Annotated in this window: 31 protein-coding genes; 9 read left to right on the plus strand and 22 right to left on the minus strand. The window is 63.4% G+C overall.

Translation table 11 applies throughout. The annotated features are described in order from the left end of the window. Positions 1-3 precede the first annotated feature (3 nt). On the plus strand, positions 4-1,107 hold the full coding sequence (gene leuB / locus AB6802_RS17870; RefSeq protein ID WP_371011480.1) for a 3-isopropylmalate dehydrogenase: 1,104 nt from the start codon (positions 4-6) through the stop codon (positions 1,105-1,107). 6 nt (positions 1,108-1,113) lie between these two features. Here the strand turns inward: leuB and AB6802_RS17875 are convergent, their stop codons facing one another. The 3 genes from AB6802_RS17875 to AB6802_RS17885 all read right to left on the minus strand — a co-directional run bounded on the left by AB6802_RS17875 (position 1,114) and on the right by AB6802_RS17885 (position 4,101). Continuing rightward, positions 1,114-1,566, minus strand: a complete 453-nt coding sequence (locus AB6802_RS17875; RefSeq protein WP_371011481.1) for a MarR family winged helix-turn-helix transcriptional regulator — start codon at positions 1,564-1,566, stop codon at positions 1,114-1,116. Next, complete coding sequence (locus AB6802_RS17880) at positions 1,559-1,987, minus strand: polyketide cyclase (RefSeq protein ID WP_371011482.1); 429 nt, start codon at positions 1,985-1,987, stop codon at positions 1,559-1,561. The genes AB6802_RS17875 and AB6802_RS17880 overlap by 8 nt, the downstream gene beginning before the upstream one ends. A gap of 245 nt (positions 1,988-2,232) precedes the next feature. After that, a complete protein-coding gene (locus tag AB6802_RS17885; protein WP_371011483.1) occupies positions 2,233-4,101 on the minus strand; it encodes a DEAD/DEAH box helicase in 1,869 nt (622 codons plus the stop codon). A 428-nt stretch (positions 4,102-4,529) separates the two neighbouring features. Here AB6802_RS17885 and AB6802_RS17890 point away from each other — a divergent pair, with 428 nt between their 5' ends. Both AB6802_RS17890 and AB6802_RS17895 read left to right on the plus strand, forming a co-directional pair. After that, the gene (locus AB6802_RS17890) at positions 4,530-5,564 is read left to right on the plus strand and encodes an aspartate-semialdehyde dehydrogenase (RefSeq protein ID WP_371011484.1); all 1,035 of its coding nucleotides are present in this window, start codon (positions 4,530-4,532) and stop codon (positions 5,562-5,564) included. 178 nt (positions 5,565-5,742) lie between these two features. Next, the gene (locus AB6802_RS17895; RefSeq protein ID WP_371011485.1) at positions 5,743-6,195 is read left to right on the plus strand and encodes an N-acetyltransferase family protein; all 453 of its coding nucleotides are present in this window, start codon (positions 5,743-5,745) and stop codon (positions 6,193-6,195) included. Between the two features lie 10 nt (positions 6,196-6,205). Here the strand turns inward: AB6802_RS17895 and AB6802_RS17900 are convergent, their stop codons facing one another. The 3 genes from AB6802_RS17900 to AB6802_RS17910 all read right to left on the minus strand — a co-directional run bounded on the left by AB6802_RS17900 (position 6,206) and on the right by AB6802_RS17910 (position 7,391). Next, on the minus strand, positions 6,206-6,637 hold the full coding sequence (locus tag AB6802_RS17900; RefSeq protein ID WP_371011486.1) for a type II toxin-antitoxin system PemK/MazF family toxin: 432 nt from the start codon (positions 6,635-6,637) through the stop codon (positions 6,206-6,208). Between the two features lie 3 nt (positions 6,638-6,640). Continuing rightward, complete coding sequence (locus AB6802_RS17905; protein WP_371011488.1) at positions 6,641-6,910, minus strand: type II toxin-antitoxin system Phd/YefM family antitoxin; 270 nt, start codon at positions 6,908-6,910, stop codon at positions 6,641-6,643. A gap of 73 nt (positions 6,911-6,983) precedes the next feature. Continuing rightward, positions 6,984-7,391, minus strand: coding sequence for an ACT domain-containing protein (locus AB6802_RS17910; RefSeq protein WP_371011489.1), 408 nt, complete (start codon positions 7,389-7,391; stop codon positions 6,984-6,986). A gap of 181 nt (positions 7,392-7,572) precedes the next feature. On the opposite strand from AB6802_RS17910, the gene AB6802_RS17915 reads away from it, so the two are divergent. Beyond that, positions 7,573-7,989 (plus strand): DoxX family protein, encoded by a 417-nt coding sequence (locus AB6802_RS17915; RefSeq protein ID WP_371011490.1) that lies wholly within the window; start codon positions 7,573-7,575, stop codon positions 7,987-7,989. A gap of 250 nt (positions 7,990-8,239) precedes the next feature. Then, a complete protein-coding gene (locus AB6802_RS17920) occupies positions 8,240-8,503 on the plus strand; it encodes a YMGG-like glycine zipper-containing protein (RefSeq protein ID WP_371011491.1) in 264 nt (87 codons plus the stop codon). Positions 8,504-8,573: 70 nt separating this feature from the next. Here the strand turns inward: AB6802_RS17920 and AB6802_RS17925 are convergent, their stop codons facing one another. From AB6802_RS17925 to AB6802_RS17955, 7 genes are all read right to left on the minus strand, one after another. After that, a complete protein-coding gene (locus tag AB6802_RS17925) occupies positions 8,574-9,443 on the minus strand; it encodes an acyl-CoA thioester hydrolase/BAAT C-terminal domain-containing protein (RefSeq protein WP_371011492.1) in 870 nt (289 codons plus the stop codon). Positions 9,444-9,511: 68 nt separating this feature from the next. Beyond that, a complete protein-coding gene (gene rpsP, locus AB6802_RS17930; RefSeq protein ID WP_006202710.1) occupies positions 9,512-9,913 on the minus strand; it encodes a 30S ribosomal protein S16 in 402 nt (133 codons plus the stop codon). A 107-nt stretch (positions 9,914-10,020) separates the two neighbouring features. Next, a complete protein-coding gene (locus AB6802_RS17935; RefSeq protein WP_371011493.1) occupies positions 10,021-10,347 on the minus strand; it encodes a chorismate mutase in 327 nt (108 codons plus the stop codon). Between the two features lie 8 nt (positions 10,348-10,355). Further along, positions 10,356-11,951 carry a signal recognition particle protein gene (ffh, locus tag AB6802_RS17940; protein WP_371011494.1) on the minus strand — a complete coding sequence of 532 codons (1,596 nt, stop codon included), beginning with the start codon at positions 11,949-11,951 and terminating at the stop codon, positions 10,356-10,358. Between the two features lie 440 nt (positions 11,952-12,391). Next, entirely contained in the window at positions 12,392-13,339 is a 948-nt protein-coding gene (locus AB6802_RS17945; protein ID WP_371011495.1) for a type II CAAX prenyl endopeptidase Rce1 family protein, read from the minus strand. A 144-nt stretch (positions 13,340-13,483) separates the two neighbouring features. Then, positions 13,484-14,095, minus strand: coding sequence for a DUF1236 domain-containing protein (locus AB6802_RS17950; RefSeq protein ID WP_371011496.1), 612 nt, complete (start codon positions 14,093-14,095; stop codon positions 13,484-13,486). A gap of 63 nt (positions 14,096-14,158) precedes the next feature. Continuing rightward, positions 14,159-15,256 carry a putative zinc-binding metallopeptidase gene (locus AB6802_RS17955; RefSeq protein WP_371011669.1) on the minus strand — a complete coding sequence of 366 codons (1,098 nt, stop codon included), beginning with the start codon at positions 15,254-15,256 and terminating at the stop codon, positions 14,159-14,161. A 312-nt stretch (positions 15,257-15,568) separates the two neighbouring features. Here AB6802_RS17955 and AB6802_RS17960 point away from each other — a divergent pair, with 312 nt between their 5' ends. Next, a complete protein-coding gene (locus AB6802_RS17960) occupies positions 15,569-16,366 on the plus strand; it encodes a lytic transglycosylase domain-containing protein (RefSeq protein WP_371011497.1) in 798 nt (265 codons plus the stop codon). 112 nt (positions 16,367-16,478) lie between these two features. Here the strand turns inward: AB6802_RS17960 and AB6802_RS17965 are convergent, their stop codons facing one another. Next, positions 16,479-16,787, minus strand: coding sequence for a hypothetical protein (locus AB6802_RS17965; RefSeq protein ID WP_371011498.1), 309 nt, complete (start codon positions 16,785-16,787; stop codon positions 16,479-16,481). A 145-nt stretch (positions 16,788-16,932) separates the two neighbouring features. Further along, positions 16,933-18,156 (minus strand): argininosuccinate synthase, encoded by a 1,224-nt coding sequence (locus tag AB6802_RS17970; RefSeq protein WP_371011499.1) that lies wholly within the window; start codon positions 18,154-18,156, stop codon positions 16,933-16,935. A 180-nt stretch (positions 18,157-18,336) separates the two neighbouring features. Between AB6802_RS17970 and AB6802_RS17975 the strand changes: the two genes are divergently transcribed. Beyond that, positions 18,337-18,978, plus strand: a complete 642-nt coding sequence (locus tag AB6802_RS17975) for a LysE family translocator (protein ID WP_371011500.1) — start codon at positions 18,337-18,339, stop codon at positions 18,976-18,978. 4 nt (positions 18,979-18,982) lie between these two features. Here the strand turns inward: AB6802_RS17975 and AB6802_RS17980 are convergent, their stop codons facing one another. The 4 genes from AB6802_RS17980 to AB6802_RS17995 all read right to left on the minus strand — a co-directional run bounded on the left by AB6802_RS17980 (position 18,983) and on the right by AB6802_RS17995 (position 22,369). Continuing rightward, a complete protein-coding gene (locus AB6802_RS17980; RefSeq protein ID WP_371011501.1) occupies positions 18,983-19,450 on the minus strand; it encodes a hypothetical protein in 468 nt (155 codons plus the stop codon). Then, positions 19,447-20,676, minus strand: a complete 1,230-nt coding sequence (rlmN, locus tag AB6802_RS17985) for a 23S rRNA (adenine(2503)-C(2))-methyltransferase RlmN (RefSeq protein WP_371011502.1) — start codon at positions 20,674-20,676, stop codon at positions 19,447-19,449. The genes AB6802_RS17980 and rlmN overlap by 4 nt, the downstream gene beginning before the upstream one ends. A gap of 263 nt (positions 20,677-20,939) precedes the next feature. Continuing rightward, positions 20,940-21,674, minus strand: a complete 735-nt coding sequence (locus AB6802_RS17990) for an MFS transporter (protein WP_371011503.1) — start codon at positions 21,672-21,674, stop codon at positions 20,940-20,942. After that, on the minus strand, positions 21,581-22,369 hold the full coding sequence (locus tag AB6802_RS17995; protein ID WP_371011504.1) for an MFS transporter: 789 nt from the start codon (positions 22,367-22,369) through the stop codon (positions 21,581-21,583). Before AB6802_RS17995 ends, AB6802_RS17990 begins: the two co-directional genes overlap by 94 nt. Positions 22,370-22,634: 265 nt before the next feature. Here AB6802_RS17995 and AB6802_RS18000 point away from each other — a divergent pair, with 265 nt between their 5' ends. After that, positions 22,635-22,934 (plus strand): hypothetical protein, encoded by a 300-nt coding sequence (locus tag AB6802_RS18000; RefSeq protein ID WP_371011505.1) that lies wholly within the window; start codon positions 22,635-22,637, stop codon positions 22,932-22,934. Between the two features lie 144 nt (positions 22,935-23,078). After that, positions 23,079-24,428: a chloride channel protein gene (locus tag AB6802_RS18005; protein ID WP_371011506.1), complete on the plus strand. Its 1,350-nt coding sequence runs from the start codon at positions 23,079-23,081 to the stop codon at positions 24,426-24,428. Here AB6802_RS18005 and AB6802_RS18010 read toward each other — a convergent pair. The 3 genes from AB6802_RS18010 to AB6802_RS18020 form a co-directional block, all read right to left on the minus strand. After that, positions 24,363-24,683 carry a hypothetical protein gene (locus AB6802_RS18010; protein WP_371011507.1) on the minus strand — a complete coding sequence of 107 codons (321 nt, stop codon included), beginning with the start codon at positions 24,681-24,683 and terminating at the stop codon, positions 24,363-24,365. The genes AB6802_RS18005 and AB6802_RS18010 overlap by 66 nt on opposite strands. Before the next feature lie 13 nt (positions 24,684-24,696). After that, a complete protein-coding gene (locus AB6802_RS18015; protein ID WP_371011508.1) occupies positions 24,697-25,200 on the minus strand; it encodes an invasion associated locus B family protein in 504 nt (167 codons plus the stop codon). A 266-nt stretch (positions 25,201-25,466) separates the two neighbouring features. Beyond that, positions 25,467-25,829, minus strand: a complete 363-nt coding sequence (locus AB6802_RS18020) for a YkvA family protein (RefSeq protein WP_371011509.1) — start codon at positions 25,827-25,829, stop codon at positions 25,467-25,469. Positions 25,830-25,865: the final 36 nt, after the last annotated feature.

A 25,865-nucleotide genomic window follows, 5' to 3' on the forward strand; every position in this document is an offset into this window, starting at 1 on the left:
TCCATGGCTTCGAAACATCTCTTCCTGCTCGCCGGCGACGGCATCGGCCCCGAGGCCATGGCCGAGGTCAAGAAGCTGATCGCCGCCATGAACGCCAAGCTTGGCAGCGGCTTTGCCACCGATGAGGGGCTGGTCGGCGGCTGCGCCTATGACGCGCATGGCGCGGCGATCTCGGATGCCGACATGGACAAGGCGATGGCCGCCGATGCCGTGCTGTTCGGCGCCGTCGGCGGGCCCAAATGGGACAAGGTGCCTTACGAGGTGCGTCCCGAGGCTGGGCTGCTGCGGCTGCGCAAGGACATGGAGCTGTTCGCCAATCTTAGGCCCGCGATCTGCTATCCGGCGCTGGCGGCATCGTCCTCGCTCAAGCAGGACGTGGTCGAAGGGCTCGACATCTTGATCGTGCGCGAGCTCACCGGCGGCGTCTATTTCGGCGAGCCGAAGCAGATCATCGATCTCGGCAACGGCCAGAAGCGCGGCATCGACACGCAGGTCTACGACACGTTCGAGATCGAGCGTATTTCGGGCGTCGCCTTCGAGCTGGCGCGGACCCGCAAGAACCATGTCACCTCGATGGAAAAGCGCAACGTCATGAAGTCGGGCGTGTTGTGGAACGAGGTCGTCACCCAGACGCACAAGGCGCGCTACTCAGACGTCAAGCTCGACCATATGCTGGCCGATGCCGGCGGCATGCAGCTGGTGCGCTGGCCGAAACAGTTCGACGTCATCGTCACCGACAATCTGTTCGGCGACATGCTTTCCGACATCGCCGCCATGCTGACCGGCTCGATCGGCATGCTGCCGTCCGCCTCGCTCGGCGCGCCGGACGCGAAGACCAAGAAGCGCAAGGCGCTCTATGAGCCGGTGCATGGCTCGGCGCCCGACATCGCTGGACAGGGCATCGCCAATCCGATCGCCATGATCGCGTCTTTCGCCATGTGCCTGCGCTACTCCTTCGGCATGGTGGCCGAGGCCGACAAGCTCGAAGGCGCGATCGCCGCGGTGCTCGACGACGGTCTGCGCACCAAGGACATCTTCTCCGCCGGCATGAAGGAAGTCGGCACCACCGAGATGGGCGACGCCATCATCGCCAAGTTCCTGGGTTAATCGGTTTCAGCGGATCTCGCCCGCCAGTTGCTGCAGCAGGCCGACGAGTTGCGCCTCATCGACCGGTTCGAAAAAAGCAGCGTCCGCCGCCTCGACGGCGACGATGGCGCGCTGGGCCGCGGCCGTCCCGGCGGCTGTGATGCGGATCATCTTGGCGCGGGAATCGCGCGAATCGGTCTCCCGCGCGATCAACCCTTTCGCCTCGAGCCTGGCGACGACGTCCGAGGTCATCTTGACCTCGGTGCCGGCCTGGGCGGCGAGCTGCACCTGGTTGGGCGGCTCGCCATTGCGGCCGAGCCACATCGCCGAGGCCAGCAGCACGAACTGAACATGCGTCAGGTCGAGCGGCGCCAATGCCGCCGTCATGACGCGCTGCCAGCGCATGGTGGTTCGCCACAACAGCAATCCGGGGCTCTCCGAAGGTCCGCGCTTGAAGCGGGTGTTCAGCGTCTCAGCCAATGTTCGCAAACTCCTTTGCCCGCTCGAGCAATTTTGCCATCGAGACATCGAAATCGCCACTGATCTGCGGCCCGAGCTCGGGCCCGACCTCGGCGGCCGACGGGCCGGAAATCTCCAGACGATGCGTCACCTGCGTGCCGCCCTCGACCGGCACCAGCGTATGCCGGAACAGCAGCTTGGCGTCACCGAACGAGGTTTCGTCGGCATAGGTGACGTTGTCGACGAGGTCGACGATGGTCGATTCGAACGTGTCCTGGCCCACCGGCGTCACCGAGACGCGGGTGCCCTTGGCGAAGGGTCCATGCAGCACGAAGGTATCGGACCCCTCATAGGTGAGACGGCCTTCATGCAACGCCTTGAGCGCATTCCAGATGGTTTGCGCGGGAAGGGAGGAAATTGCGGTGTATTCGTTGGTCCACATTGTCTCGGCTCCATCTTTGCCCGATCAATGATTTGATCTGCGCACAGACTATCTGTGCGCGGATTAAAATGCAAGCGGAATCTTTTGGCGAGCCCAGCCGCGCCAACTCATTGTTCTTATGACGGTTTAGTCGATACGCAGGGCGGCGGGAGCGTCGGCAAAAGCAAACGCGCCTATAGGGCCAAGTGTCAGCACCGCCGAGACGGCAGCGCCGGCAATGAGTCGAAGGAGGCCGTCTTCAGGCCTCAGGACGGGCGCTTCTTCGCTTTCTTGTGCTTCGGCGGGCCGCTGTTGTCGAATTTCGGCTTGCCCGGCTTTTTCGCCCACGGCTTTGCCTCATGCGCGGCGCTGGGGCGCTGGTCGGCAGCTGCCGAGGGGCGGTTCTCGAATTTGCGCTTTGGCGCATTCGGATCGAACGGCGCCTTGCCGCGATGCGGCTTCTTGTCCGGCGCCGGCGGCTGGTAGCCGGCGCGCGACAGGTCCGGCGTGCCGTCCAGCCGTTTCACCGCGATGTTGCCCTGCAATTTGCGGTCGGGGCCGATCGCCGCCAGGAACCGGTCGGCCCAGTCGGCCGCGATCTGCACGAAGGTTTCTTCCGGCTGCATCTTGATGGCGCCGATCTCGCGCTTGGAGATGTTTCCGGTGCGGCACATCATAGGGATCAGCCAGCGCGGCTCGGCATTCTGCCGCCGGCCGACCGACAGCGAGAACCAGACGCTGTCGCCGAAATCGTCGCGGCGGCTCGGCGCCTCGTCGCGGTGCGCGAATTTTTCGCCCGCCGGTCTTTCCCGCGAAGGCGAAAACGCCGCGACCTCCATCAGATCCTCAGGCGCCGAGCGGCTGGCGCGGCACTGGCGCACGAAAGCAGCCGCCACCTGTTCGGGGCCATGTTTGGCCAGCAGCGCCTCGATGAAGCCGCGCTCGTCCTCGGCCACCGGCTCGTCGAAAGCCGGATCGGCCAGGATGCGCTCGTCGTCGCGGCGCAGCACATCGTCGGCCGAGGGCGGGCTCGCCCATGTCGCCTTCAGCCCGGCATTCTGCAGCAGCCGTTCGGTGCGGCGGCGGGCGCTGCCGGGCACGATCAGCGCGCTGACGCCTTTGCGCCCGGCACGCCCGGTGCGGCCGCTGCGATGCAGCAGCGTTTCCGGGTTGGTCGGCAAATCGGCGTGGATGACCAGCTCGAGATTGGGCAGGTCGATGCCGCGCGCCGCGACGTCGGTTGCGATGCAGACTTTGGCGCGGCCGTCGCGCATCGCCTGCAGCGCATGGCTGCGCTCGTTCTGGCTGAGCTCGCCCGACAGCGCCACGACGGAGAAATTGCGGTTGTTGAAGCGCGCCGTCAGATGATTGACGGCGGCGCGCGTGTTGCAGAACACCAGCGCGTTCTTGGCCTCGTAAAAACGCAGCACATTGATGATGGCATTCTCGCGATCGGCCTGGGCGACATTCAGCGCCCGGTATTCGATGTCGAGATGCTGCTTTTCCTCGCCGCCGGCCGAAATGCGCACGGCATCGCGTTGATAGCCTTGCGCCAGCGTGGCGATCGAGCGCGGCACGGTTGCCGAAAACATCAGCGTGCGGCGCCCGGTCGGCGCGGCGTCGAGAATGAACTCAAGATCCTCTCGAAAACCCAGGTCGAGCATTTCGTCGGCCTCGTCCAGCACCACGGCCTTCAGCGCCGACATGTCGAGCGAGTTTCGCGTGATGTGGTCGCGCAGACGTCCAGGCGTGCCGACGACGATATGGGCGCCGCGCTCCAGCGCGCGCCGCTCGGTGCGCATGTCCATACCGCCGACGCAGGAGGCGATCTGCGCGCCGGTCATTTCGTAGAGCCATTGCAATTCGCGCGTCACCTGCAAGGCAAGCTCGCGCGTCGGCGCCACGGCCAATGCCAGCGGCGCGCCGGCCTGGCCAAAGCGCTCGGCGCCTTCGAGCAATGTCGGCGCCAGCGCCAGGCCGAAGGCCACGGTCTTGCCGGAGCCGGTCTGCGCCGAAACCAGGGCGTCGGCCGCGCCGAGCTCCAGCACCGCCTTCTGCACCGGCGTCAGCGCGACATAGCCGCGCTTTTCCAGCGCCTCTGCCAGCGCGGGAACAATCGTTTCGAAACTGGACATCGTCTTCTTTCGGAATTCGGGGCTTGCTTATCGGGCAGCACATGCCGGGCTGGCGCAAGCCAGCCAAAGGATATTTCGCGCGTTCGTACTTCCTGCGGCCGCTGTTGTACAGGGCAAGAGCCGCGCCCCGCCGCAATTGACTCTTTTACCAAACCGCGTAAAAGCCGCGTCGAACGGGATTGTCTTCGATGCGCGGCCTTTTGATGGCTCTTATTGCATTCGACGCCTCCAGCCACAATGTAAAGCATTGGGCCGGGCGCTCAGACGCGTCCGTCCGTTCCAATAAAACTACGGCCAAAACCACCACCAAAACGGTGTGATTCCCTTGGCCTAACCACCCTCTCCCGGGTCCGGCCCGGGGGACGAAACTCGCATGAGGCCAGCGGGTTTTCTCCACAAACCAAGCGGAGAGGGACAGGAGATATCAGATGAGTTTCAAGGTTGCAGTCGTCGGCGCCACGGGCAATGTGGGCCGGGAAATGCTCAACATACTGGAAGAGCGCGGCTTTCCGGTAAGCGAAGTCGTGGCGCTCGCCTCGCGGCGCAGCCAGGGCACGGAAGTGTCGTTCGGCGACCGCACGCTGAAGGTCAGGACGCTCGACCAGTATGATTTTTCCGACACCGACATCTGCATCATGTCGGCCGGCGGCAACGTCTCCAAGGAATGGTCGCCCAAGATCGGCAAGCAGGGCTGCGTCGTCATCGATAATTCGTCGGCCTTCCGCTACGACCAGGACGTGCCGCTGATCGTGCCGGAAGTGAACCCGGACGCGATCTCGCTGTTTACGCGCAAGAACATCATCGCCAATCCGAACTGCTCGACCGCGCAGCTCGTCGTGGCGCTGAAGCCGCTGCATGATTTCGCCACCATCAAGCGTGTCGTCGTCGCCACGTATCAATCGGTATCCGGCGCCGGCAAGGAAGGCATGGACGAGCTGTTCACGCAGACCCGCGCGGTGTTCGTCGCCGACGGCGTCGAGGTCAAGAAATTCACCAAGCGCATCGCCTTCAACGTCATCCCGCATATCGACGTCTTCCTCGACGACGGCTTCACCAAGGAAGAGTGGAAGATGGTCGCCGAGACCAAGAAGATGCTCGACCCCAAGATCAAGCTGACGGCGACCTGCGTGCGCGTGCCGGTGTTCATCGGCCATTCCGAAGCCGTCAACATCGAGTTCGAAAAGCCGATCACCGCCGACGAGGCGCGCGACATCCTGCGCGAGGCGCCGGGATGCCAGGTGCTCGATAAGCGCGAGGATGGCGGCTACATCACGCCGCTGGAATCGGCCGGCGAGGACGCCACCTTCATCTCGCGCATCCGCGAGGATTCGACGGTCGACAACGGCCTGTCGATGTGGGTCGTCTCCGACAATCTGCGCAAGGGCGCGGCGCTCAACGCCGTCCAGATCGCCGAGCTCCTGGTCGAGCGCGGCCTGATCCAGCCGAAGAAGAAGGCGGCCTGACGGCTGTTCAATTAGCGCTCACGGGCTATTCCGCCGCTGCTGCGGCGGGCCCTCCGCGAGGGCGCCGGACGACCAGCGGCCTGCAGTCGCAGGCTCGGCCTTCGGCCGGGATGCTTCTTCCTTCTCCCCTGTTTACGGGGAGAAGGTGCCCGAAGGGCGGATGAGGGGCAGCGCCGGCATGTCTAATTTTCTTGAAATCACCCTGCGCCCAGCGATCGGCTCGGACGCCGCCGCCATCGCCAAGATGATGCGCGCCTCGCTAAACGCCCTGATCTGGATGCCGGTCCTGCACACGCCGGAGGAAGACTTGTTCTTCATCCGCGACATCCTGTTACCCAACCAGCAGGTGACGGTCGCCGAAGCCGGTGGACAGATCGTCGGTTTCATCGCCGTCAGCGGCGAATGGGTCGAGCAGCTCTATCTCGATCCGGCCTGGACCGGCCGGGGCATCGGCAGCCGACTGCTGACCCAAGCCACTGCCGGCATGCCGTTCATCAAGCTGCATTGCTTCCAGATCAACAGCGGCGCGCGCCGGTTCTACGAACGCCACGGTTTTCGCGCCGAAAGCTTCGGCGACGGCTCGAGCAATGAGGAAGGCCTGCCGGACATTCTCTACGTTAGAAGGCCGTGAACACGAGGGTTCAGTCGCGCGGCACTTGGTTTCCCCGGCCACTTTGCCAAATAGTCCTGAAGCGCTCGACCATCAATGAGAACAGCCGTGGTGGAAGGAAGCCGTAATCGCAGCGATCGGTTGAATGCGGCAGGGGACGGAGATCGTAGCCTGGCCATGCAAAGCGGTTACCTTCGTGAAGCATCACCCAGGAGCGTTGGCCGTCCAGACCCAAATGGCGTTTGACAGCGGGCGGCAGCTCAATTGCCAGCGAAGTGTCCGCCGGCGGCATATGTGTGATGGGCACAACCGTGACCACCGGGCCTTCGGTGCTGCGCTCGATGGCCAGCACGATAACGCAAGGGCGGTTCTTCCGTCCTTCATCCTGTCCGGCTTGGTGCTCGTGATGCCACAGGTAGGCGTAAGAGATCACGAGTCCGAGCTGCGGATCGGGAAGCGGCATGCCTTATTTGGCGTCCATCAGGTCATTGAGATGGTCGTGCTCCGATGACATGCGGCCGCTGGCGATAGCGTCCACCTCCTCACGCTGCAGATTCTTGGTCGCAAATGATTTCTGAGCCAAGTTCTTGTAGCGCTGCAGGTCTTCATACTCGAGAGCCGAAACAAAATAGCCGGTTGCCCGGCCATGGCTCATCACTGCGACCGGCTCACGCTGCACGATTTCCCGGTAGCGGCCGAAATTGCGGGTGAATTCTGTCGTCGGTACTTCACGCATAGTGGGTTTTCCAAGTTTCGCGTAATTTACGTATTTCACGTAAATTACGCAATTCACGCAGTTTTGTCAAAACTTAGCCGGTACTATCCTTGGCCAAATCCCGCAACAAGCCTAACGCCTCCTCCGCCCTTTCGGCCGGCACGAACAGATGGTCGTGATAGAAGGCCGAGACCGGATTGACGCCCATGCCGGCTGTCGCCAACCGAGTGGTGATCGCGGCAAGAAAGCCGATCGCTTCCAGCGAGGAGTGGATGTCGAGGGTGATCATCCGGCAACGGAACGTGCCGGCGAGACCGGCCGCTTTCGCCTGGTTTTCGGGCAAGATCAGCGTCGTGCCCTCGCGTTCGCCGAAGCGCATGACGGGTTCCAGCCCGTCCGGCAAAGACGCGCCGGACGACAGGGTCACGAAGACGTAGATGTCCGGAAACAAATGCGGCGTCATCGATGCCAGCAGCTTTTGCAGGTCGGTCTCGCCGCTCATGTCTCCCTCCCGGATGTGCGTGGCTCCGCGATGTTTCTCAACAGCCCGTTTGAAAACGTCAACAGCGCGTTGTGCCGCAGCGCAAACGAAATGACTCCGGCCGTGTAGGATCGCGGTGCGATTGCCCGTCCTTGGTTCGAAGCTGGCGGAGAGCCAGCCGTTGAACCAACGGAGGGTATCCATGAGCATTTCCGAAGCCGCGTCTGCCTCGAGGGGCGCTTTGTGGACCGGGCGCGTGCTTAGCGCCATCGTCGTCCTGTTCATGATTTTCGACGGCGTCATCAAGCTGCCGCCGCTGGCGATCGTAACCGAAACCATGACGCAGATCGGCTGGCCGGCCGATGTCGGCACGGCGCGTCTGCTCGGTATCATCGGGCTGGTCTCGACGGCGCTTTATGCGCTGCCACGCACCTCCGTGCTCGGCGCCATCCTGCTCACCGGCTATATGGGCGGCGCCATCGCCACGCATATACGCATCGGCAACCCGCTCTTCTCGCACACGCTGTTCGGGGTCTATCTCGGCATCATCCTGTGGGGCGGGCTTTACCTGCGCGACCCGAAAGTACGCGCGCTGATCCCGTTCGGCCGGCAAGCCTGAGGGGGGAACAAGATGTTAGCCACGACCCTTATCGTCCTTGTCATCATCATTCACGCCGAGCTTGTTTATACCGCCCTGGTCAGTTCGAAGCGCGTCGCGGAACAATAAAACCCAACGATTTCAACCATTTTTTGTCCGCGATCGACGCTAAGCCGGCCAATATTCACGCTCCCAGGGATCAAATCGGCCGTCCGCGAGTTATGGCCTTGGCGGCGAGGACGGCGACCCGCGTGAGAGAGGAATTTTGACAATGAAGAAAGCGATTACCATTCTTGTGCTGGCAACCGCGCTCGGCGCGTGCTCGCAAACGGAAAAAGGCGCCGCGATCGGCGGCCTGGGCGGCGCCGCGGTCGGCGCTGCGGTGGCGGGCGATCCGGTCCAAGGCGCGGTGGTCGGCGGCGCTGTCGGCGCGGTCGCCGGCGCGCTGATCGGCCATGCCAGCGAAAGCGGCCAGTGCCGCTATCGCGACCGCTACGGACGCACTTATGTGGCGCGCTGCCCGTCCGGCTACTGAGCCAGGTTCGGGTTAAAGCGATCGATAAAGAGAGCGGCGGGCAGGGGCCCGCCGTTTTCGTGCAACTGCGCTACAGCAAGTCCCGGATAAAATCCCAGGCTTCGCGACCAAGGCTGGCATCGGCGTCGTCACTGCCGCCATGCGCATGCAAGCGCGACCGAGGGGTGCTTTCACCCGGCAAAAGGATCCGATGGCCCGCATTTGGCGCGGTCACGAGGCGCGTGCTTTTTCCCGCATCCTTTCGGCGCCGCATGATTGCCTCGGCAAAGGCCAGCGAGGGCCACAGCGCATCGTCACCCCCGGCAACCAGGACGATCTCCGCCTGCGTCAGCTCGACCGGAATCGCGGCTCCGCGCACAGCCTCCGGGAAGATTTTCAAGCAATGCTCGAAAAGCCCTCGGTAGGACACGAGGCCGTCGATGAGGCTTGGGGTCCAGTTCGGGTCGGTGGGGACAAACGGCAAAGGCTGCCCGGCAAGCGTCCACGACGATCGTTCCGGCCAACTGATGCCGTCGCGGCCCGGCCCGATATTGCCCCAGACGACCGATGTCGGACCGATCGCGACCACGGCGTCGACACGTGGATCACGAGCCGCCACGAGCAGCGACGCCTCGGCGCCCTTGGAGGTGCCGACATAGACGATGCGCCGGCATCCCAACCTGACAAGATGGTCGGTCGCAGTGAAAAAAGTCTCGAGGGGGATCTCGCAAATGCCGGGGACCTGGCCCTCGCCGCTGAACCACTGGAGAGCCAGGGCAGATACATGTTGGCTGGCAAACAGCCTGGCGCGGACTACGTCGACGCGGCCGCTCGATCCGCTCAACACGACGACGCCCGTCGTGGCGTCAGCGCATCGCAACAGCGTTCCGACAACGACACCGGACAGGATTTCTTCCGTGACTTCCTGCTCGCCCATCAGCTCCAGCCTGAATGCCGCCATGACATTGCCGGACAATAGCAAAACGGCGGGCACAGGCCCGCCGTTTTGTCGATGCGATGAAGCAATACTTACTCTGCGGTCGCGGCTTCCGCCTCGGCGGGCGCTGCGGCAGCGGCCGCAACGGCGGCGGCGGCATCGTCCTGCGCCTTCTTCAAAAGGGCGGCGCGTTCCTGCGCCTTCTTGCCCGGCTCGGCCTTCTTCGGGTTGGAGCGGGCGTCGCGCTTGGCAAGGCCGGCCTCGTCGAGGAAGCGCAGCACGCGGTCGGTCGGCTGGGCGCCATGCGACAGCCAATGCTTGACGCGGTCGGCGTCGACCTTGACGCGCTCGCCGTCCTTGGGCAGCAGCGGGTTCCACGAGCCGAGCGACTCGATGAACCGGCCGTCGCGGGGCGAACGGGCGTCGGCAACGACGACGTGGTAGTAAGGACGCTTCTTCGAGCCCGCACGGGCCAGTCTGATCTTCAGTGCCATTTCTTTTCTCCTAAAAACTCTGATTTCGTTGATTGGGTTAGCTGTCCTTTTGTTTGTGCATGTCGTTACCCCAAAACCGCTGAGCACTTTTGGGCGACATGCACCTGTCAGCCGGTTTTCGTCACGCCGTTGGCAGCGGCGATCTGTTCGTGGTGCCGGATCACTTCGCGGACGACGAAGTTGAGGAATTTCTCCGCGAAATCCGGGTCGAGATGCGCGTCCTTGGCCAGTTGGCGAAGACGGGCGATCTGCTGCTGCTCGCGCGCCGGGTCGGCCGGCGGCAAGCCATGCTCGGCCTTCAGCACGCCGACCGCCTTGGTGCAGCGGAAGCGCTCGGCCAGCATGTGGATGAGGGCGGCATCGATGTTGTCGATCGAGGCGCGGTAGCCGGCCAGGATGGTGCGGGCGTCGGCGATGTCCTTGTCTTCGTTCATCCGTATTCTCACTTCTTCTTGCCAAGGCCCGGCAGTCCGCCACCACCGAGACCGGGAAGCCCCGGAAGTTTCATGCCGCCAGGCAGGCCGGGCAGACCACCGCCGCCGGGAAGACCACCGGGCAGGCCCTTCATGCCGCCCAGGCCGGCGGCCTGTGCCTGCTTCTGCAAGGCTTCGAGTTGCTTGGGATCCATCTTGGACAGGTCCGGCATGCCGCCACCCATGCCGCCAGGCATCATACCGCCGAGGCCCATCTTGGAGGCAAGGCCGCCCATCATGCCGCGCATGAGGCCGCCGCCTTTGCCCTTGCCGCCCATCGCCTTCATCATGTCGGCCATGCCGCGATGCATCTTCAAGAGCTTGTTGATCTCGGCGGCATCGGTGCCGGAGCCGGCGGCGATGCGCTTCTTGCGCGAATGCTTGAGCATGTCGGGGTTGGCGCGCTCGGCCTTGGTCATTGACGAGATGATGGCGAGCTGGCGGCCGAACATCTTGTCGTCGAGGCCGGCGGCGGCCATCTGGTCCTTCATCTTGCCCATGCCGGGCATCATGCCCATGATGCCGCCCATGCCGCCCATTTTTGACATCTGCTGAAGCTGCTGGGCGAGGTCGTTCAGGTCGAACTTGCCCGACTGCATCTTCTTGGCCATCGCCGCCGCTTGCTCGGCGTCGATGTTTTCGGCGGCCTTCTCGACCAGGCTGACGATGTCGCCCATGCCGAGGATGCGGTCGGCGATGCGCTTGGGGTGGAATTCCTCCAGCCCGTCCATCTTTTCGCCGGTGCCGATCAGCTTGATGGGCTTGCCGGTGACGGCGCGCATCGAAAGCGCCGCACCGCCACGGCCGTCGCCGTCCATGCGGGTCAGCACGAGGCCAGTGATGCCGACGCGTTCGTCGAAGCTTTTGGCCAGGTTGACGGCATCCTGGCCGGTCAGCGAATCCGCGACCAGCAGGATCTCGTGCGGCGACGACACCTTCTTGATGTCGGCCATTTCGACCATCAGCGGCTCGTCGATATGGGTGCGGCCGGCGGTGTCGAGGATGACGACGTCATGGCCGCCGAGCTTGGCCGCCTGCACAGCGCGCTTGGCGATGTCGACCGGGTTCTGGCCGGCAATGATCGGCAGCGTCGCGACCTTGACCTGCTCGCCGAGCTGGCGCAGCTGCTCCTGCGCGGCGGGACGCCGCGTGTCGAGCGAGGCCATCAGAACCTTCTTGTTCTGACGCTCGGTCAGTCGCTTGGCGATCTTGGCCGAAGTCGTCGTCTTGCCCGAGCCCTGCAGGCCGACCATCATGACGACGACCGGGGCCGGCGCGTTGAGATCGATGGCGACGCCTTCGGCGCCCAGCATGTCGACCAGCTCGTCATGGACGATCTTGACGACCATCTGTCCCGGCTTGATCGACTTCAGGACAGCCGCGCCGACCGCCTTCTCGCGCACCTTGTCGGTGAAGGAACGCACCACTTCCAGCGCCACGTCCGCCTCGAGCAGCGCACGGCGCACCTCGCGCAGCGCCGCCGAGACATCGGCCTCGGAGAGCGCGCCGCGGCCGGTCAGGCCGTTCAGGATGGAGCCAAGGCGCTCTTGTAGGGACTCAAACATTGGTCAACCCGCCGCGCGAGAGCGCCTTGGATTCATGGTGATCCCTGTCGGGCCAATGGCCCTCCACGCCTCTTGTGTGCTCCTGAAGTGCTTCAAACATCTGCGGTCCTTGATCTCGGTTCGGGTTCGATCCGAGAGGTAATGCGTTCGCGCCAAGTGTCCAAGCAAAAGCCAAAACCAAAAAGCACCCGGGGGCGCATCGCGCTGCCGGGTGTTGGCCTCCAGGATCTCTTTACAGCACCCGCCTCGATGAGGCATTGGCGTCCTGGTCGGCTTTCGCGAAGGTGTACTCGTCGCGGAATTCAGCGGCTCTAGACAGGAAATCGGCTGCAGAGTCAAGGCCAACGCATGTCGCGCAAAAGTGCGCGGCGGTTTTGCGGCAACGACATGCATAAAAAACAAAGCCGGAATCCAGGTCAACACCCGCGATTTGAGAGCGATCAGCCCAGGTCTTGCTTGCCCGTTCCAACCCTGAGCGGAGAACGCCTGTGCAACAACAACAGCATGGTCAGCAAGGTACTGACAATGCCGATGGCGGCGATCAGGGCGGCGTCCCAGTTGGTCCAGCCGGGGCCTTCCAGCGGCTTGGCATTGAGCAGGGCGAAGCCATTGTAGCCTTCCTGGTGCGAGATCACCAGGAAGCCGGTCAGATTGTTGCCGAGATGGGCGCCCAAACCGGCGCCGAGATTGCCGGTGACATAGACCAGCAGCGTCAAAAGCAGCGCGAAGGTGCCGATCGAGACCAATACACAAGCATTGATGGCCGGCGTCGAGGCCGAGCTCCAGTGCAGCGAGGTAAACACAAGCAGCGGCAGCACCGCCCAGATCAGCGGGCTCCTGAAGCGATAGGCGAGCGCGCGCGGCAGGTAGCCGCGAAACAGCATTTCTTCCGACGACGTCTGCAGGAAGGTAAGCAGCACGATCGGTATGAGGAAGAGCAGCCAGGACGACAGGGCGATCGGCCCGCGCGCGATCTGCGGCTGCAGCCAGTAGAGCAGGATCTCCGAGAACAGCGACGTGATCAGCACCGCGACCAGGCCCTTGACGAAATCGCCGCCCGCAATGCGGCGAGTGACGCCGAAAAGTGCCGCCAGCGGTTCGCCATGCACGAAGCGCATCGCTGCCCACAGGCCAATCCAGATGCCGGCAAACGAGGCCAGCGCGCTCAGAATGCCGACCGGCGATCCCAGGAAATCCTGCATGTACTGCCCGGTCGACGGGCCGAGACGCCAGACGATATAGGCATAGGTGCCGGCAAACAGCACAAGAGCCGTCGCGGCCATCCAGAAGGCAACGACAATCACTGTCCCGAAGAGCAGGCGGAGCAAATTGGTCTTTGCGTTGGGCGAGCGCCGGTAACGCTCGAAGGCAGCACTTTCGATCGTCACGCGGGTCCCCTGCCGAATGCTTTCAAGCATATCGGTCTAGGCGATCGCAGTTACCACCCGATTACCGTAGGGCGGGGCCGCCACGCGCCGCGAACGAAAACGGCCGCCATCGCTGGCGGCCGCCTTTGAGATGATCGAACGCAATCAGCGCATCACATAGACGATGCGACGTGTGCCGGGATCGACCAGCGCCGGCTGGTTGTTCACATAGACATAACGGTAGCGGTAGTCAGGGATCTCGCGCAGCTCGACCGTGTCGGGCAGCGTGGCGCCGGTGACGACCTCGCCGTCGAGATAGACCGGATCGACGCGGTGGGTGGTGACATAGGTGCCGACCTCGGCCGGCGGTCTGCCGATCGACTCGATGGTGCCGGCATCGTCGTCGGAGACGATGGCGCCTGTGTAATTGTCATTGCCATAGACGTCGTCCGCCGGCGGCGCCACGACCGCGATGCCGGCATCAGCCGGGCGGCGGGTGACGATCACGCGGCTGCCGCTGAAGTCAGCGGTGACGTAATCCGAATAGACCCAGCCTTTTCCACCGGCTTCGGCGATGGTGCACCATTTGCTGTTTTCGATGCAGCCGCTGAGCGTGGCCGACTGTCCGGCGGCGATCACACCGATGACCGGATATTGCGGGCCGGGTCCGGCACGGACATTGAGGTCGGTCACCGCGGAAACCGCGGTTTCGGCAAGAGCCGCGCCCGACATGGCGAGCAGCGCGCCGGCGATCGCCGGCAACAATACGGGTTTCATGGTTTCTCTCCGTTTTAACGCTCCCTCGGGCTCGGAAACGAAACCACTGTCCATGCGTTCCGACTAAAGTGCCGCCGCCTGCTCACGAATTGTTCCAGGCTTTTTCGGCGTGCCGGTCAAAAGATCGTGCACGAAGGTCAATTTCTGCGCCGTCACCTCGGAAATGACAAAGGGGTAGAGGTCGGGCAGCCCCATGCATCGGTTGATCGAATTGGACGCTTCCGACAACACCAGCCAGCGCGCGAGGATCGTTTCGAACGGCTCCGGGGCGCGATCGGGATCGTCAGGCGCCGGTTGCAGGCGCCCGCCGGTATCGCCGCGCGGCAGGGCCTCGGCGCCCACCGTCTCCAGCCGTCCAAGCGAAAAGTTCAGCGCGTGCACCATCTCCAGCGTGTCGGTAATGTGCAGGTGGTGCGCCCAGGTCTCGGCCCAGTCTTCCCAAGGATGCGACGTCGCATAAGCGGAGATATGGCGCCGCTGCCAGTCCGGCGGCGCGCCATTGGCATAATAGGCCTTCAGCGCCTGCTCATAGTCCGCTCGTTCGTCGCCGAACAGGGCGCGGAAGGCCGAAAGGCGTTCGGGATCGTCGCGGATCAGCCGATCCCAGTAGTAATGGCCGAGTTCGTGGCGGAAATGGCCGAGCAAGGTGCGGTAGTTCTCGCCCATTTCCACACGCCGCCGTTCACGCTCGGCCGAATCCGCCTCGGCGACGTTGAGCGTGATCAGGCCGTTGTCATGCCCGGTCAGAATGCGCTCGCCGCCCGGGCCGCTGCCGATAGGGTCGGCGAGGAAGTCGAAGGCGAGCCCAATCTCGTCGCCGGCATTGGCCTTGGACGCGACCGGCAGGCCGAAGGCGAGCAGCGAATAGATGGCGCGTTTCTTTGCCGCCTCGACGCGGATCCAGCGCCGGCGATTGCCGTCGATCGACAGGTCCGGGATCAGCTGATTGAGCACGCAGGCGCGGCAGAAGCTGTGGTCCGGCTCGGCCCGCCAGTTGCAGGCACATTCGTCGGCGTTCGCGCATGCCAATACGTCATCGGCGCCGGAGAGCAGGAAACGCGCTTTGTCCGGGTCGTAGAGCACCAGACTGGAGCAATTCAGGCACTGGGCATTCTCGAAATAAAGACGGTGGCCGCAGTTTGGGCAGTCGAACAGTTTCATCGTGTTTTCAACATGCAGGGGACGGGCAATGAGCGGAGCCTCGTCCAAACGCAGGCCGGTGCCAAGCGTTCCCATGTTATTTCGCCACGGCGGGGCGGGCGCGAACCGGTCCAGGGCTCCCAATAAGCGCGCACGATCACAACATCGCCGTTTTTCATGAGGCAAGCCCGCCACAGTTAGCCCTTGATCGTAGGCAAATTGCCTGTCTTTCGCCAGTGTCGGGCGGTCTCCCCCGTGGGGGCGGTGACAACCAGACGTTTCGCTGGCAAATTCGCAACCGGGACGTGATTCAGGCAATCAGGAGAGAGCAGCATGGCATTTTTTGCCAAGGGAAGGATTTTCGCGGCCGCCATTGTGGCGACGCTGGCGCTGGCGACTGGCGCTGAAGCCGCCGCGAGCTGCGGCAAGAACGGCGCCGGCTTCGACGCCTGGAAGCAGGATTTTGCCGCCGAGGCCCAGGCCAACGGTGTCGGCCAGAGGGGCCTGTCGGCACTGGCGGGCGCCACCTACGCGACCAGGACGATCGCTGCCGACCGGGCGATCCACAAGGCCTTCAGCGGTTCGGTGGAAAGCTTCATGCAGCGCCGCGGCGCGTCCGCGATCATCTCCAGGGGCCGCGCGATGAAGAAGGCAAACGCGGCGATGTTCGCCAATATCGAGCGCACCTATGGCGTGCCGCCGGGCGTGCTCTTGGCCATCTGGGGCATGGAAACCGGTTTCGGCGCCTCGATGGGCAACCAGAACACGGTCTCGGCAATCGTGACGCTGGCCTATGACTGCCGCCGTCCGGACTATTTCAAACCGCATGCCATAGCGGCGCTGAAGCTGGTCGACAGCGGGGCGTTGAGCGCGTCGTCGGTCGGCGCCATGCATGGCGAGATCGGCCACACCCAGTTCCTGCCCGGAAACGTCATGAAATATGGCGTCGGCAGCAGAAACCTGCGCGACAGGAATACGGCGCTCGCTTCCACCGCCAACTACCTCAAGGCGCATGGCTGGCATGCCGGTGCGAGCTATGAGGCCAATATGGGCGCCATCGCCGGCTGGAATTCGGCAAGCGTCTACCAGCAGGCCATCGCGCGCATCGGCGAGGCCATCGACGCCAACTGATCAGGAGTTTCGTTCAACCAAAGCCCGGCTTCGCGCCGGGCTTTTTGTTGGAGTCAGCGCAAGAGGGCCGAGTGTCACCGCTTCGATGGGGTGCCGTGCGACCCGATGAAGGTCATTTGCCTTTTATGATCTTCCAGACTTCCGTGGGCTGGCTGAGTTGAAGCCTGTTTATGTCGGAGAGAGTAAGTCGGCCGCTGAGTGCCGCATTCAGCAAACGCTGACAAAACAGCGCAGGCATGCGTTCCATGGAAACACCCATAAACGAGGCAAGTTCATGCTTGGCAGAGATATCGGTTAGCTTCATTCGGCTGAGACAACCTGCCAATGCCGCCTTGGGATCTTTTATCGCGGTCGCTTGACCGCTCTGGCAGCTGATCATTACTGCAACCATCACCAGCATCGCCAAAAGACGCAGCCTCATTACCCACCCCTCCCAAGTTTACTGGAAAGGACGTTAGACCAGCTGAACAAAAGGTCAATCGGTTACAATGCGTCGAACAACTGCTCGACGTTGCACTATTTGACGGTGCAGAAAACCCGGTGGCAGACCGGGCTTCCGTTCGAAATCAATTCTTGCGATTGCGCGCCGCCAATGTCCGCAGCCTAAGACCGTTGAGGCGGATAAAACCCTCTGCGTCCTTCTGGTCGTAAGCGCCGCGATCGTCCTCGAAGGTGACCAGCGCATCCGAATAAAGCGTCTTCTTCGACTTGCGGCCGGTGACGATGACATTGCCCTTGTAGAGCTTCAGCCGCACCGTGCCTTCGACGTCGTCCTGGCTCTTGTCGATCATCGCCTGCAGCATCACACGCTCGGGCGAGAACCAGAAGCCGTTGTAGATGAGTTCGGCATAGCGCGGCATGAACTCGTCCTTGAGGTGGGCAGCACCCCGGTCGAGCGTGATCGATTCGATCGCGCGATGGGCGACGATCAGGATCGCGCCGCCAGGTGTTTCGTAAACGCCGCGCGACTTCATGCCGACAAAACGGTTCTCGACCAGGTCGAGACGGCCGATGCCGTTGTCGCGGCCGAGGTCGTTGAGCGCGGCCAGCATGGTGGCCGGCGACAGTTTCTTGCCGTTGAGCGCGACGGGATCGCCCTTCAGGAATTCGATCTCGATCTCGGTGACCTTGTCCGGCGCGTCCATCGGCGAGACGGTGCGCTGGTGGACGAATTCCGGCGGCTCGTTCCACGGATCCTCGAGCACCTTGCCCTCGGAGGAGGAGTGCAGAAGATTGGCGTCGACCGAGAACGGCGCTTCGCCGCGTTTGTCCTTGGCCACGGGGATCTGGTGCTGCTCGGCGAAGTTGATCAGGTCGGTGCGCGACTTGAACGACCAGTCGCGCCACGGCGCGATGACCTTGATGTCGGGGTTCAGCGCATAAGCCGAAAGCTCGAAGCGGACCTGGTCGTTGCCCTTGCCGGTGGCGCCGTGCGCAATCGCGTCGGCGCCGGTCTCCTTGGCGATCTCGACGAGGTGCTTTGAGATCAGCGGCCGGGCGATCGAGGTGCCGAGCAGATAGGTGCCTTCATAAACGGTGTTGGCGCGAAACATCGGGAAGACGAAGTCGGCGACGAATTCCTCGCGCACATCGACGATGCGGATGTCCTTGATGCCCATCATCTCGGCCTTCTTGCGGGCCGGCTCCAGCTCGCCTCCCTGGCCGAGATCGGCGGTGAAGGTGACGACTTCGGCGCCGAGCTCGGTCTGCAGCCATTTCAGGATGATGGAGGTGTCGAGGCCGCCGGAATAGGCGAGCACGACTTTCTTGACGTTCTGGATCTTGGACATCTTTGGCGGTTCCGCAGGGAAAAGTTTCGCGGGCGAGGTATCACGGCGTTTCCAGGCAGCGCAAGGGACCAACGCTGATCCAGCCAGCGCTATCGGCCCACAGGCGGCGGTCGGTTTGCTGGCGTAGCCTTGACGGCTGCGTTATAGGCTGGGCCAATCCTTGTTCACCGGGGCTGACCGATGTCTTTCATTCCCGACACTTCGACGCTTATCCCGTTCGCCATCGCCACGATGATCCTGGCGATCACGCCGGGGCCTGACATGACGCTGTTCGTTTCGCGCACGCTGAGCCAGGGCCGCGCCGCGGGCTTCGCTTCCCTGGCCGGCGCGCTCTGCGGCACGCTGATCCACACCACGCTGGTGGTGGTCGGCATCTCGGCGCTGATCGTCGCTTCGCCGATGGCGTTCCTCGTCTTGAAGATCTTCGGCGCCGGTTATCTGGTGTTCCTGGCCTGGCAGGCGGTGACCAAAGGGTCGGCCTTCTCGCCGGAGAAGAAGACGGGGCCGCAGATCTCGCTGTTGCGCAGCTGGGCGGCGGGGCTCGGCGTCAACCTGCTCAACCCGAAGATCATCCTGTTCTTCATGACGTTCCTGCCGCAATTCGTCTCCGCGCACGACCCGAATGCGTCCGGAAAACTGTTCTTCCTCGGCTTGATGTTCGTCGTGCTGTCGATCCCGGTGACGGCGCCGATGGTGCTGGCGGCCGAGAAGTTCGCGGCGGCGATGAAGGCGAGCCCACGCGCCACGCGCGTGATAGACTATCTGTTTGCCGGCGTGTTCTCGGCCTTCGCGCTCAAGATCCTGACGGCGCAGGCGAAGTAGAAGATCAAGGCTCCGGCTCAGACAATGGCGCGCGCCGCCAGCTACCGGCCCAGCGGCCGGCGCAAAGCCAGTAGAAAATGCCGCCGATCATACCGCTCCCGACTATCGCCAGCCTGGCGTTGATCTCGGTGATGTCGAAATTGACGTCGGCATCCTGGTGGACGAAAGCGAGGAAGACGCCCGCCACCACTGCGCCGGCCAGCGCATAGAAGAGCCAGTCACGACGTCCGAGCAGTTCGGCGATCAGGATGACGACAATCGCCGGTATGAAAGCGAAATAGGCCGCAAACAGTGCCACGAAAGGCACCGAGAAATAGAGCGAGGCGGTGGCCGCCGGCTCGGGATTGGCCGGCGTATAGCCGAGATGCGCCAGGACCAGGATGTTGAGGAAAGCGCTAGCCGCCAGCGCCGCCACGACATAGCCGAACAGGATGATCGCAAAACGGACGAAATAAGCGATGAGGCGTCTCACGCCTCGCCGTGCCCCGCGATCATCATGGCTTCCAGCGCCAGGCGATCGACCTTGCGCATGCGCTCCGATTCCGACTTCAGTTGGCCGCAGGCGGCGAGGATGTCGCGGCCGCGCGGGGTGCGGATCGGCGAGGCGTAGCCGGCATTGTTGATGTAGTCGGCGAACTTCTCGATCGTCTCCCAGTCGGAGCACTGGTAGTTGGTGCCCGGCCACGGATTGAACGGGATCAAATTGATCTTGGCCGGAATACCCTTGAGCAGCTTGATCAGCCCCTTGGCGTCCTCGATGGAATCGTTGACGTCCTTCAACATCACATATTCGAAGGTGATGCGCTTGGCATTGGACAGGCCCGGATAGGCCTTGCAGGCGGCGATCAGCTCTTTCAGCGGATACTTCTTGTTGATCGGCACCAGCAGGTCGCGCAGATCGTCATTGGTGGCATGCAGCGAGATCGCCAGCATGACACCGATCTCCTCGCCGGTGCGGAAGATCTCGGGCACGACGCCGGAGGTCGACAGCGTGATGCGGCGCTTGGACAAGGACAGGCCATCGCCGTCGGAGGCGATGAGCAGCGCCTTCTTCACCGCCTCGAAATTGTAGAGCGGCTCGCCCATGCCCATCATGACGATGTTGGACACCTTCCGGCCCTCGGCCGGCACGATGGCGCCGTCGGGCGTGTCGCGGTCGGGAAAGTCGCCCAGACGGTCGCGCGCGGTCAGCAATTGCGCCAGGATTTCTTCCGTCGTCAAATTGCGCACCAGCTTCTGCGTGCCGGTATGGCAGAAGGAGCAGGTCAGCGTGCAGCCGACCTGCGAGGAGATGCAGAGCGTGCCGCGTCCTTCCTCCGGGATATACACGGTCTCGATCTCGACCGGGCGGCCGGCGCCGCGCGGCGGGAAGCGGAACAGCCATTTGCGCGTGCCGTCGGCCGAAATCTGTTCCTCGACGATCTCCGGCCGCGCGACCGTAAATTGCTTGTCCAGCTCAGCGCGCAGATCCTTGGAAATGTTGAACATGCCGGCGAAATCGGAGACGCCGCGCACATACATCCAATGCCACAGCTGCTGGGCGCGCATCCTGGCCTGGCGCTCCGGCACGATGCCGGCGCCGACGAGCGCCTCGCCGAGTTCGGCGCGCGTCAGGCCGATCAGCGACGGCTTCTCGGCTGTGCGGGCGCGAAAAGCATCGCGGGCGCCTTCGGCGGTAAGATCAAGCGAAACAGTCATGGTGGTGCCAATATAAGCGATTTGCGGCCGATTTCAGCATCCGCCGGACGATTGGAAGCGCGGCGCATAGCACGGCTTGGCGCAGGAGTCATGCGCGCTCCTCCTTCCCCCCTTGTGGGGAAAGGTGGCCGCGAAGCGGCCGGATGAGGGGTGTTCCAGCGGAATGAGGCGTTGGCGTTCCCTGGAACACCCCTCATCCGTCTCGGCGCTGCGCGCCGATCCACCTTCTCCCACAAGGGGAGAAGGGGAAGATAGCTCCAGCCTCACTCTCGAGCTTCCGCCTTGCGGCGGTAGCCGCTGACCTGGACGCCGTCCTCGGCGCGCAGGAAGAAGAAACCCGGAATGGGAAGCAGCGGAATGATGGCCGTGAGCAGGAAGGTCCAGTGGAACTGGTCGGCCGTCGGCGCATGCGCCTGGCCGGATACCAGGCTGAGCACCATGGCGGCGATCGAGACGCCGAGCGAAACACTGAGCTGCTGCAACACGCCGCCAAGACTGGTAGCGCGGCTGAGCTTCTCGCCTGGAAGGTCGGCGTAGGACAAGGTGTTCGAGGTCATGAACTGGGCCGACCGGATGATGCCGAACAGGAAGACGTAAACGGCAATTGTCCAGTGCGGCGTGTCGGCCCGCAGCAGGGCGAAGCCGGCGACAGTGGCTGAGCCGAGAAGTGCGCTGCCGGTCAGCACGGCATTGAAGCCGAAGCGGCGCAGGAACGACGACAACAGCGGCCGGATCAGCAAAGCGCCGAACGTGCCGACGAAGGTCAGGGATCCCGAGGTGATCGGGCTCATGCCGAAGCCGACCTGGAGCATCAACGGCAGCAGGAAAGGTGCCCCGTTAAGACCGACGCGGCAGAGGCCCCCAGCCAGCGTGCCGACCGAGAAGGAGCGGTATCGGAACAGCGTCAGGTCGACGCTGGTGCCGCGACGCGACGCGCATAACGCCCGAAGGCGAGCAGGAGCAGGACGGACGCGGCCAGCACCAGCACTGTCGCCCATGTCGAGATCGCTGGACGGCCGATATTCTCCAGCCCAAACTGCAGCAGCGCCGCGCCACTGCCTACCATCAGGAAGCCGGCGAAGTCGAAAGGCTGCACGATCTCTTCACGGAAATCGTCGACGAAGCGCAAGGCGGCAAAGATACCGATAAGGCCGAACGGCACGTTGACGTAGAAGATCCAGCGCCAGGAAGCGTAGGTGGTCAAAAGGCCGCCAAGCAGCGGGCCGATCACCGGCCCGATAATGGCCGGCAAGGTCATGTAGGTCATGGCGGTGATCAGGCCGCTGCGCGGAAAGCTGCGCAGCAGGATCAGCCGCCCGACCGGCGTCATCATGGCGCCGCCCAACCCTTGCAGTCCGCGCATGGCCAAAAGCATGCCGACATTGTAGGCGACGCCGCACAGGACCGAACCGAGTGTGAAGGTGAAGAGCGCGAGCGCGAAGATCTTGCGCGCGCCGAACCGGTCGGCGAACCAGCCGCTGACCGGAATGAAGACGGCCAGAGTGAGGATGTAAGTGGTGATGGCCAGGTTCAGCCGGACCGGCGTCGTGTCGAGGCTATGCGCGATGGAGGGAATAGCGGTGGTGAGAATGGTGGAATCGAGCTGTTCCATCAGGAAGGCGATGGCGACGATCGAAGGGATGATCAGCCTCAGCCGCGGATCACGCTCGGTCGCAAAGAGAGGCTGTTCCAAAGGTCTGGCCAATTCCATTATGCAGGCGCTTTGTGACGATTGGCGTCTGCGCGGTGACGGTGGACTCACCTGCCGGCGCGGGTCTCTGCCGATTAGGGGGAAGCGGCAACTAATTCCACTGGAACGGAGGTCAACAAAATTTGACCTCAACTGCCGCCCGCACGCCGGCAATCGATCACATATTCGTGTTGACGTAACCTTTCGAAGCGCGTCGGCGAACCTGAAAAGGGGCGACTATGCCCCTGCACAAATGGGAGTTGTTTGGATGCACTCGATCAAGTTCGTGCTTATCGCAGGTTTCATCGGCCTTTCCGCTTCGCAGGCCTTGGCCGAGGATACGATGGGCAGCATGACCATGATGAAAGGCGGGCAAGTGACCGCGATCATGCCGGACGGCCACATGGGAACCATGATGCCCGATGCCAAGATGGGCGCCGAGATGATGAAGATGGCCAAGCCGATCAAGCATTGCATGATGATGATGACCGACGCCAAGGGCAAAGCCTACATGATCGATACGTCGACCAAGAAGGCTCAGGCCGAATGTGAAAAAATGGCCATGTGAGGCTCAAGCCTGTCTCGCCTGACATTCCCGCCGGCATAGGGTCGGCGGGACAATCCTGAGCATATGCGCGAACCGCGCCTGACCTCGCAGTCTTGATCGACCCTCGGCCTGTGATAGGGCTGGGCCTCCATCACGAGGATCGACATGGCCGGACTATCGCGAAAACACCCGATGCTGCGCCGCTCGCAGGCGATGTGGGTTTCGCGTCGCATCTGGCAGCCGCGGCTGGTTTTCTGGGCCGGCGCCATCTCGATCGGCTTGATCAGCGTGCTGTTCGCGCTGCTCGCCGACCAGGCGCAGGCGCTGTTCCATGCGGTGACCGGCAATGCAGGCGGCTGGCGCTTCTACCTGCCGCTGGTGATGACGCCGCTGGGTTTCGTGCTGTGCGCCTGGCTGGCGCATGCCTTCTTTCCCGGTTCGCAAGGCAGCGGCATTCCGCAGGCGATCGCGGCGCGGCACCTGCGCGACGATGAGGACCGCAGCCACATCCTGTCGCTCAGGCTGGTCGTGGGCAAGATCGCGCTGACAGTCATCGGCCTGTTCTGTGGCGCCTCCATCGGCCGCGAGGGTCCGACGGTGCAGGTCGGCGCCTCGGTGATGCTGCAGGCGGCGCGCTGGGGCGGCATGGCGCAGGCGCGCGGGCTGATCCTGGCCGGCTCGGCCGCCGGCATCGCCGCAGCCTTCAACACGCCGCTCGCCGGCATCGTCTTTGCCATCGAGGAGATGGGCCGCGCTTACGAATCGCGCACCAACGGCCTGGTGCTGACCGCGGTGATCCTGGCCGGCCTCGCCTCGCTCGGCCTCATCGGCAACTACACCTATTTCGGCGTCGCCAAGGAGACGGTGGCGTTTGCCAGCGACTGGCCGCTGGTGCTTGCCTGCGGCATCATCGGCGGCGGTGTCGGCGCGCTGTTTTCGCTCTCGGCGCTCAAGATCGGACGGCGCATCCGGCGCTGGAACGCGCTGCAGCCGCTGCCGCGCGCGCTGGTCGTGGCGGCAGGCTGCGGGCTGCTGGTCGCGGTCATCGGCATTGCTTCGGGCGGCCTCACCTTCGGCACCGGCTACACCCAGGCGCGGGGCGCCATTGAGGGAACGCCGCTGCCGGCTCTGTTCTTCGTCGAAAAATTCGCCGCCGGCCTGCTGTCGATGGTGTCGGGCATTCCCGGCGGCATCTTCGCGCCGTCGCTGGCGGTGGGCGCCGGTCTCGGCAGCACGCTCGGGCTGGTCTTCGGCACCGCGACCGGCACGGCGGCGCTGCTCGGCATGGCCGGCTATTTCGCCGGCGTCGTGCAAGCGCCGATGACGGCCTTCGTCATCATCCTCGAAATGACCGGCAACCACGACAATGTCATCGCGCTGATGTGTGCTGCCATGCTCGGCTACGGTACGGCGCGGCTGATCTCACACGAGCCGCTCTATCACGCGCTATCACGGGTTTTCATCGCCGAGGCGATCAGAAGGCGCAGGGCGGAGACGGAGCCGGCGCGAAGCTGACCTGCTGTAGCGATCTTCGGCTTCTGCCTGCGGAAGGCGGACTTCACTGTTGCGCCACAGGGTAAGGTCCCCCTGGCTTTCAATTGCGCCGAGTGCGTCCAGAGACTCTATTCGCTCGGCAATGTCATCCCAGGACACCTCCTCGCCCGTCTTGCGAAGCGCTTCTTCCGTCTTGGCAATGACCATGGCGGTTTTCTGCCACCTCTGCATCACCATTTGCAGGATCGTGGTGTCGATGTTGCTGTCCGCCGCCAAGGGGAGCCTCAGCCTATTTACACTTGGCGATGGAAGACAGCGCAGCCGAGATGCCCTTCAGCGAAAAGACGTAGGACGTGGGATTGCCACGCCCGGACTTGGCCTGCACCTTCATGTCGGTGCCGGTTTTCATCGCGGCGATCAGCACCGGCTCTTCGGCGGCGTTCTCGACCCAGGCCGACTTGCCGCGGGTGAACATCGAGAACGTCTTCTTGTCGATGGTGACGGTGGCCTTGGAGCCGTCCTGGAAATTGTAGCCTGCAATGAATTGCGGCTCGTACGAAATCTGCTGTCCAGGACGCTGGCTGACGAAGAAGAACATGTCGCCATGGTCGAGCGTCGGCGGCTGCTTGTCGGTCGGCACGGTCAGCACGTAGCAGACCTTGCCGGCCTGCGACTGATAGCTGTAGGTGCCCCAGGCATTGTGCTGGCCGATCTTGGTCGCCTGCTGCGCCAAAGCCGGCACTGCCGAGGCCGCCAGGACCAGGCTGGAAACTATAGCTATCAATCCGCGCATCGTTCTTCCCGTATTCCAAATGGTGCGGAGGCGGGCCGCGTGGCGTCCTGCCGTCGCTTCATTTTGATTTAATCAGGGTTACCAAACGGTGAATTTTCCTCAACAAAAGGATGTCACCCCAGGAAACCGCCACCATTCACGCCACCGCCGTCGAAAGCGGCTGGCGCTGTGTCCCGGCGAACTTGGAGGCCACGAAAACGGCAAGAGTTTGTCTTTTCGCGCGAGGTGGTTGCGCGGTCTCGTTGCCCGGGTTTGCCGGCCGGCGATCAGCCCTTGTCGGCCAGCGCGTCCTTGGCGGCCTGCCTGTGGGCAGGCGTGATGTGAGCGCTGACGGCGGTGATCGCGGCGGTCAGCACCGCAAGGTCGTCGGTGAAGCCGAAGCCAACGACGAAATCGGGGATGAAATCGAACGGCAGGACGAAATAGCCCAAAGCGCCGAGCAGGATCGCCTTGGCGCGCAGCGGTGTGTCCTTGTCCATCGCGCAGTAGTAGGCGGCGACCACCTCGTCCATGAACGGGATCTGCCGGGCGGCCTTCTTTGCGGTGCGCCAGAATTTCTCACGCACCTCGCCTTCGCCGGCGAGCTTGTCGCCAAAGCCAAAGAAATCAAAGCCAGGTCCTTGCGCCATCAGTCACTCCTTGGCCGCGCGTGTCCTTGGGCGGCG

This window comes from Mesorhizobium sp. RCC_202 (genome assembly GCF_041355295.1).
Classification (GTDB): domain Bacteria; phylum Pseudomonadota; class Alphaproteobacteria; order Rhizobiales; family Rhizobiaceae; genus Mesorhizobium.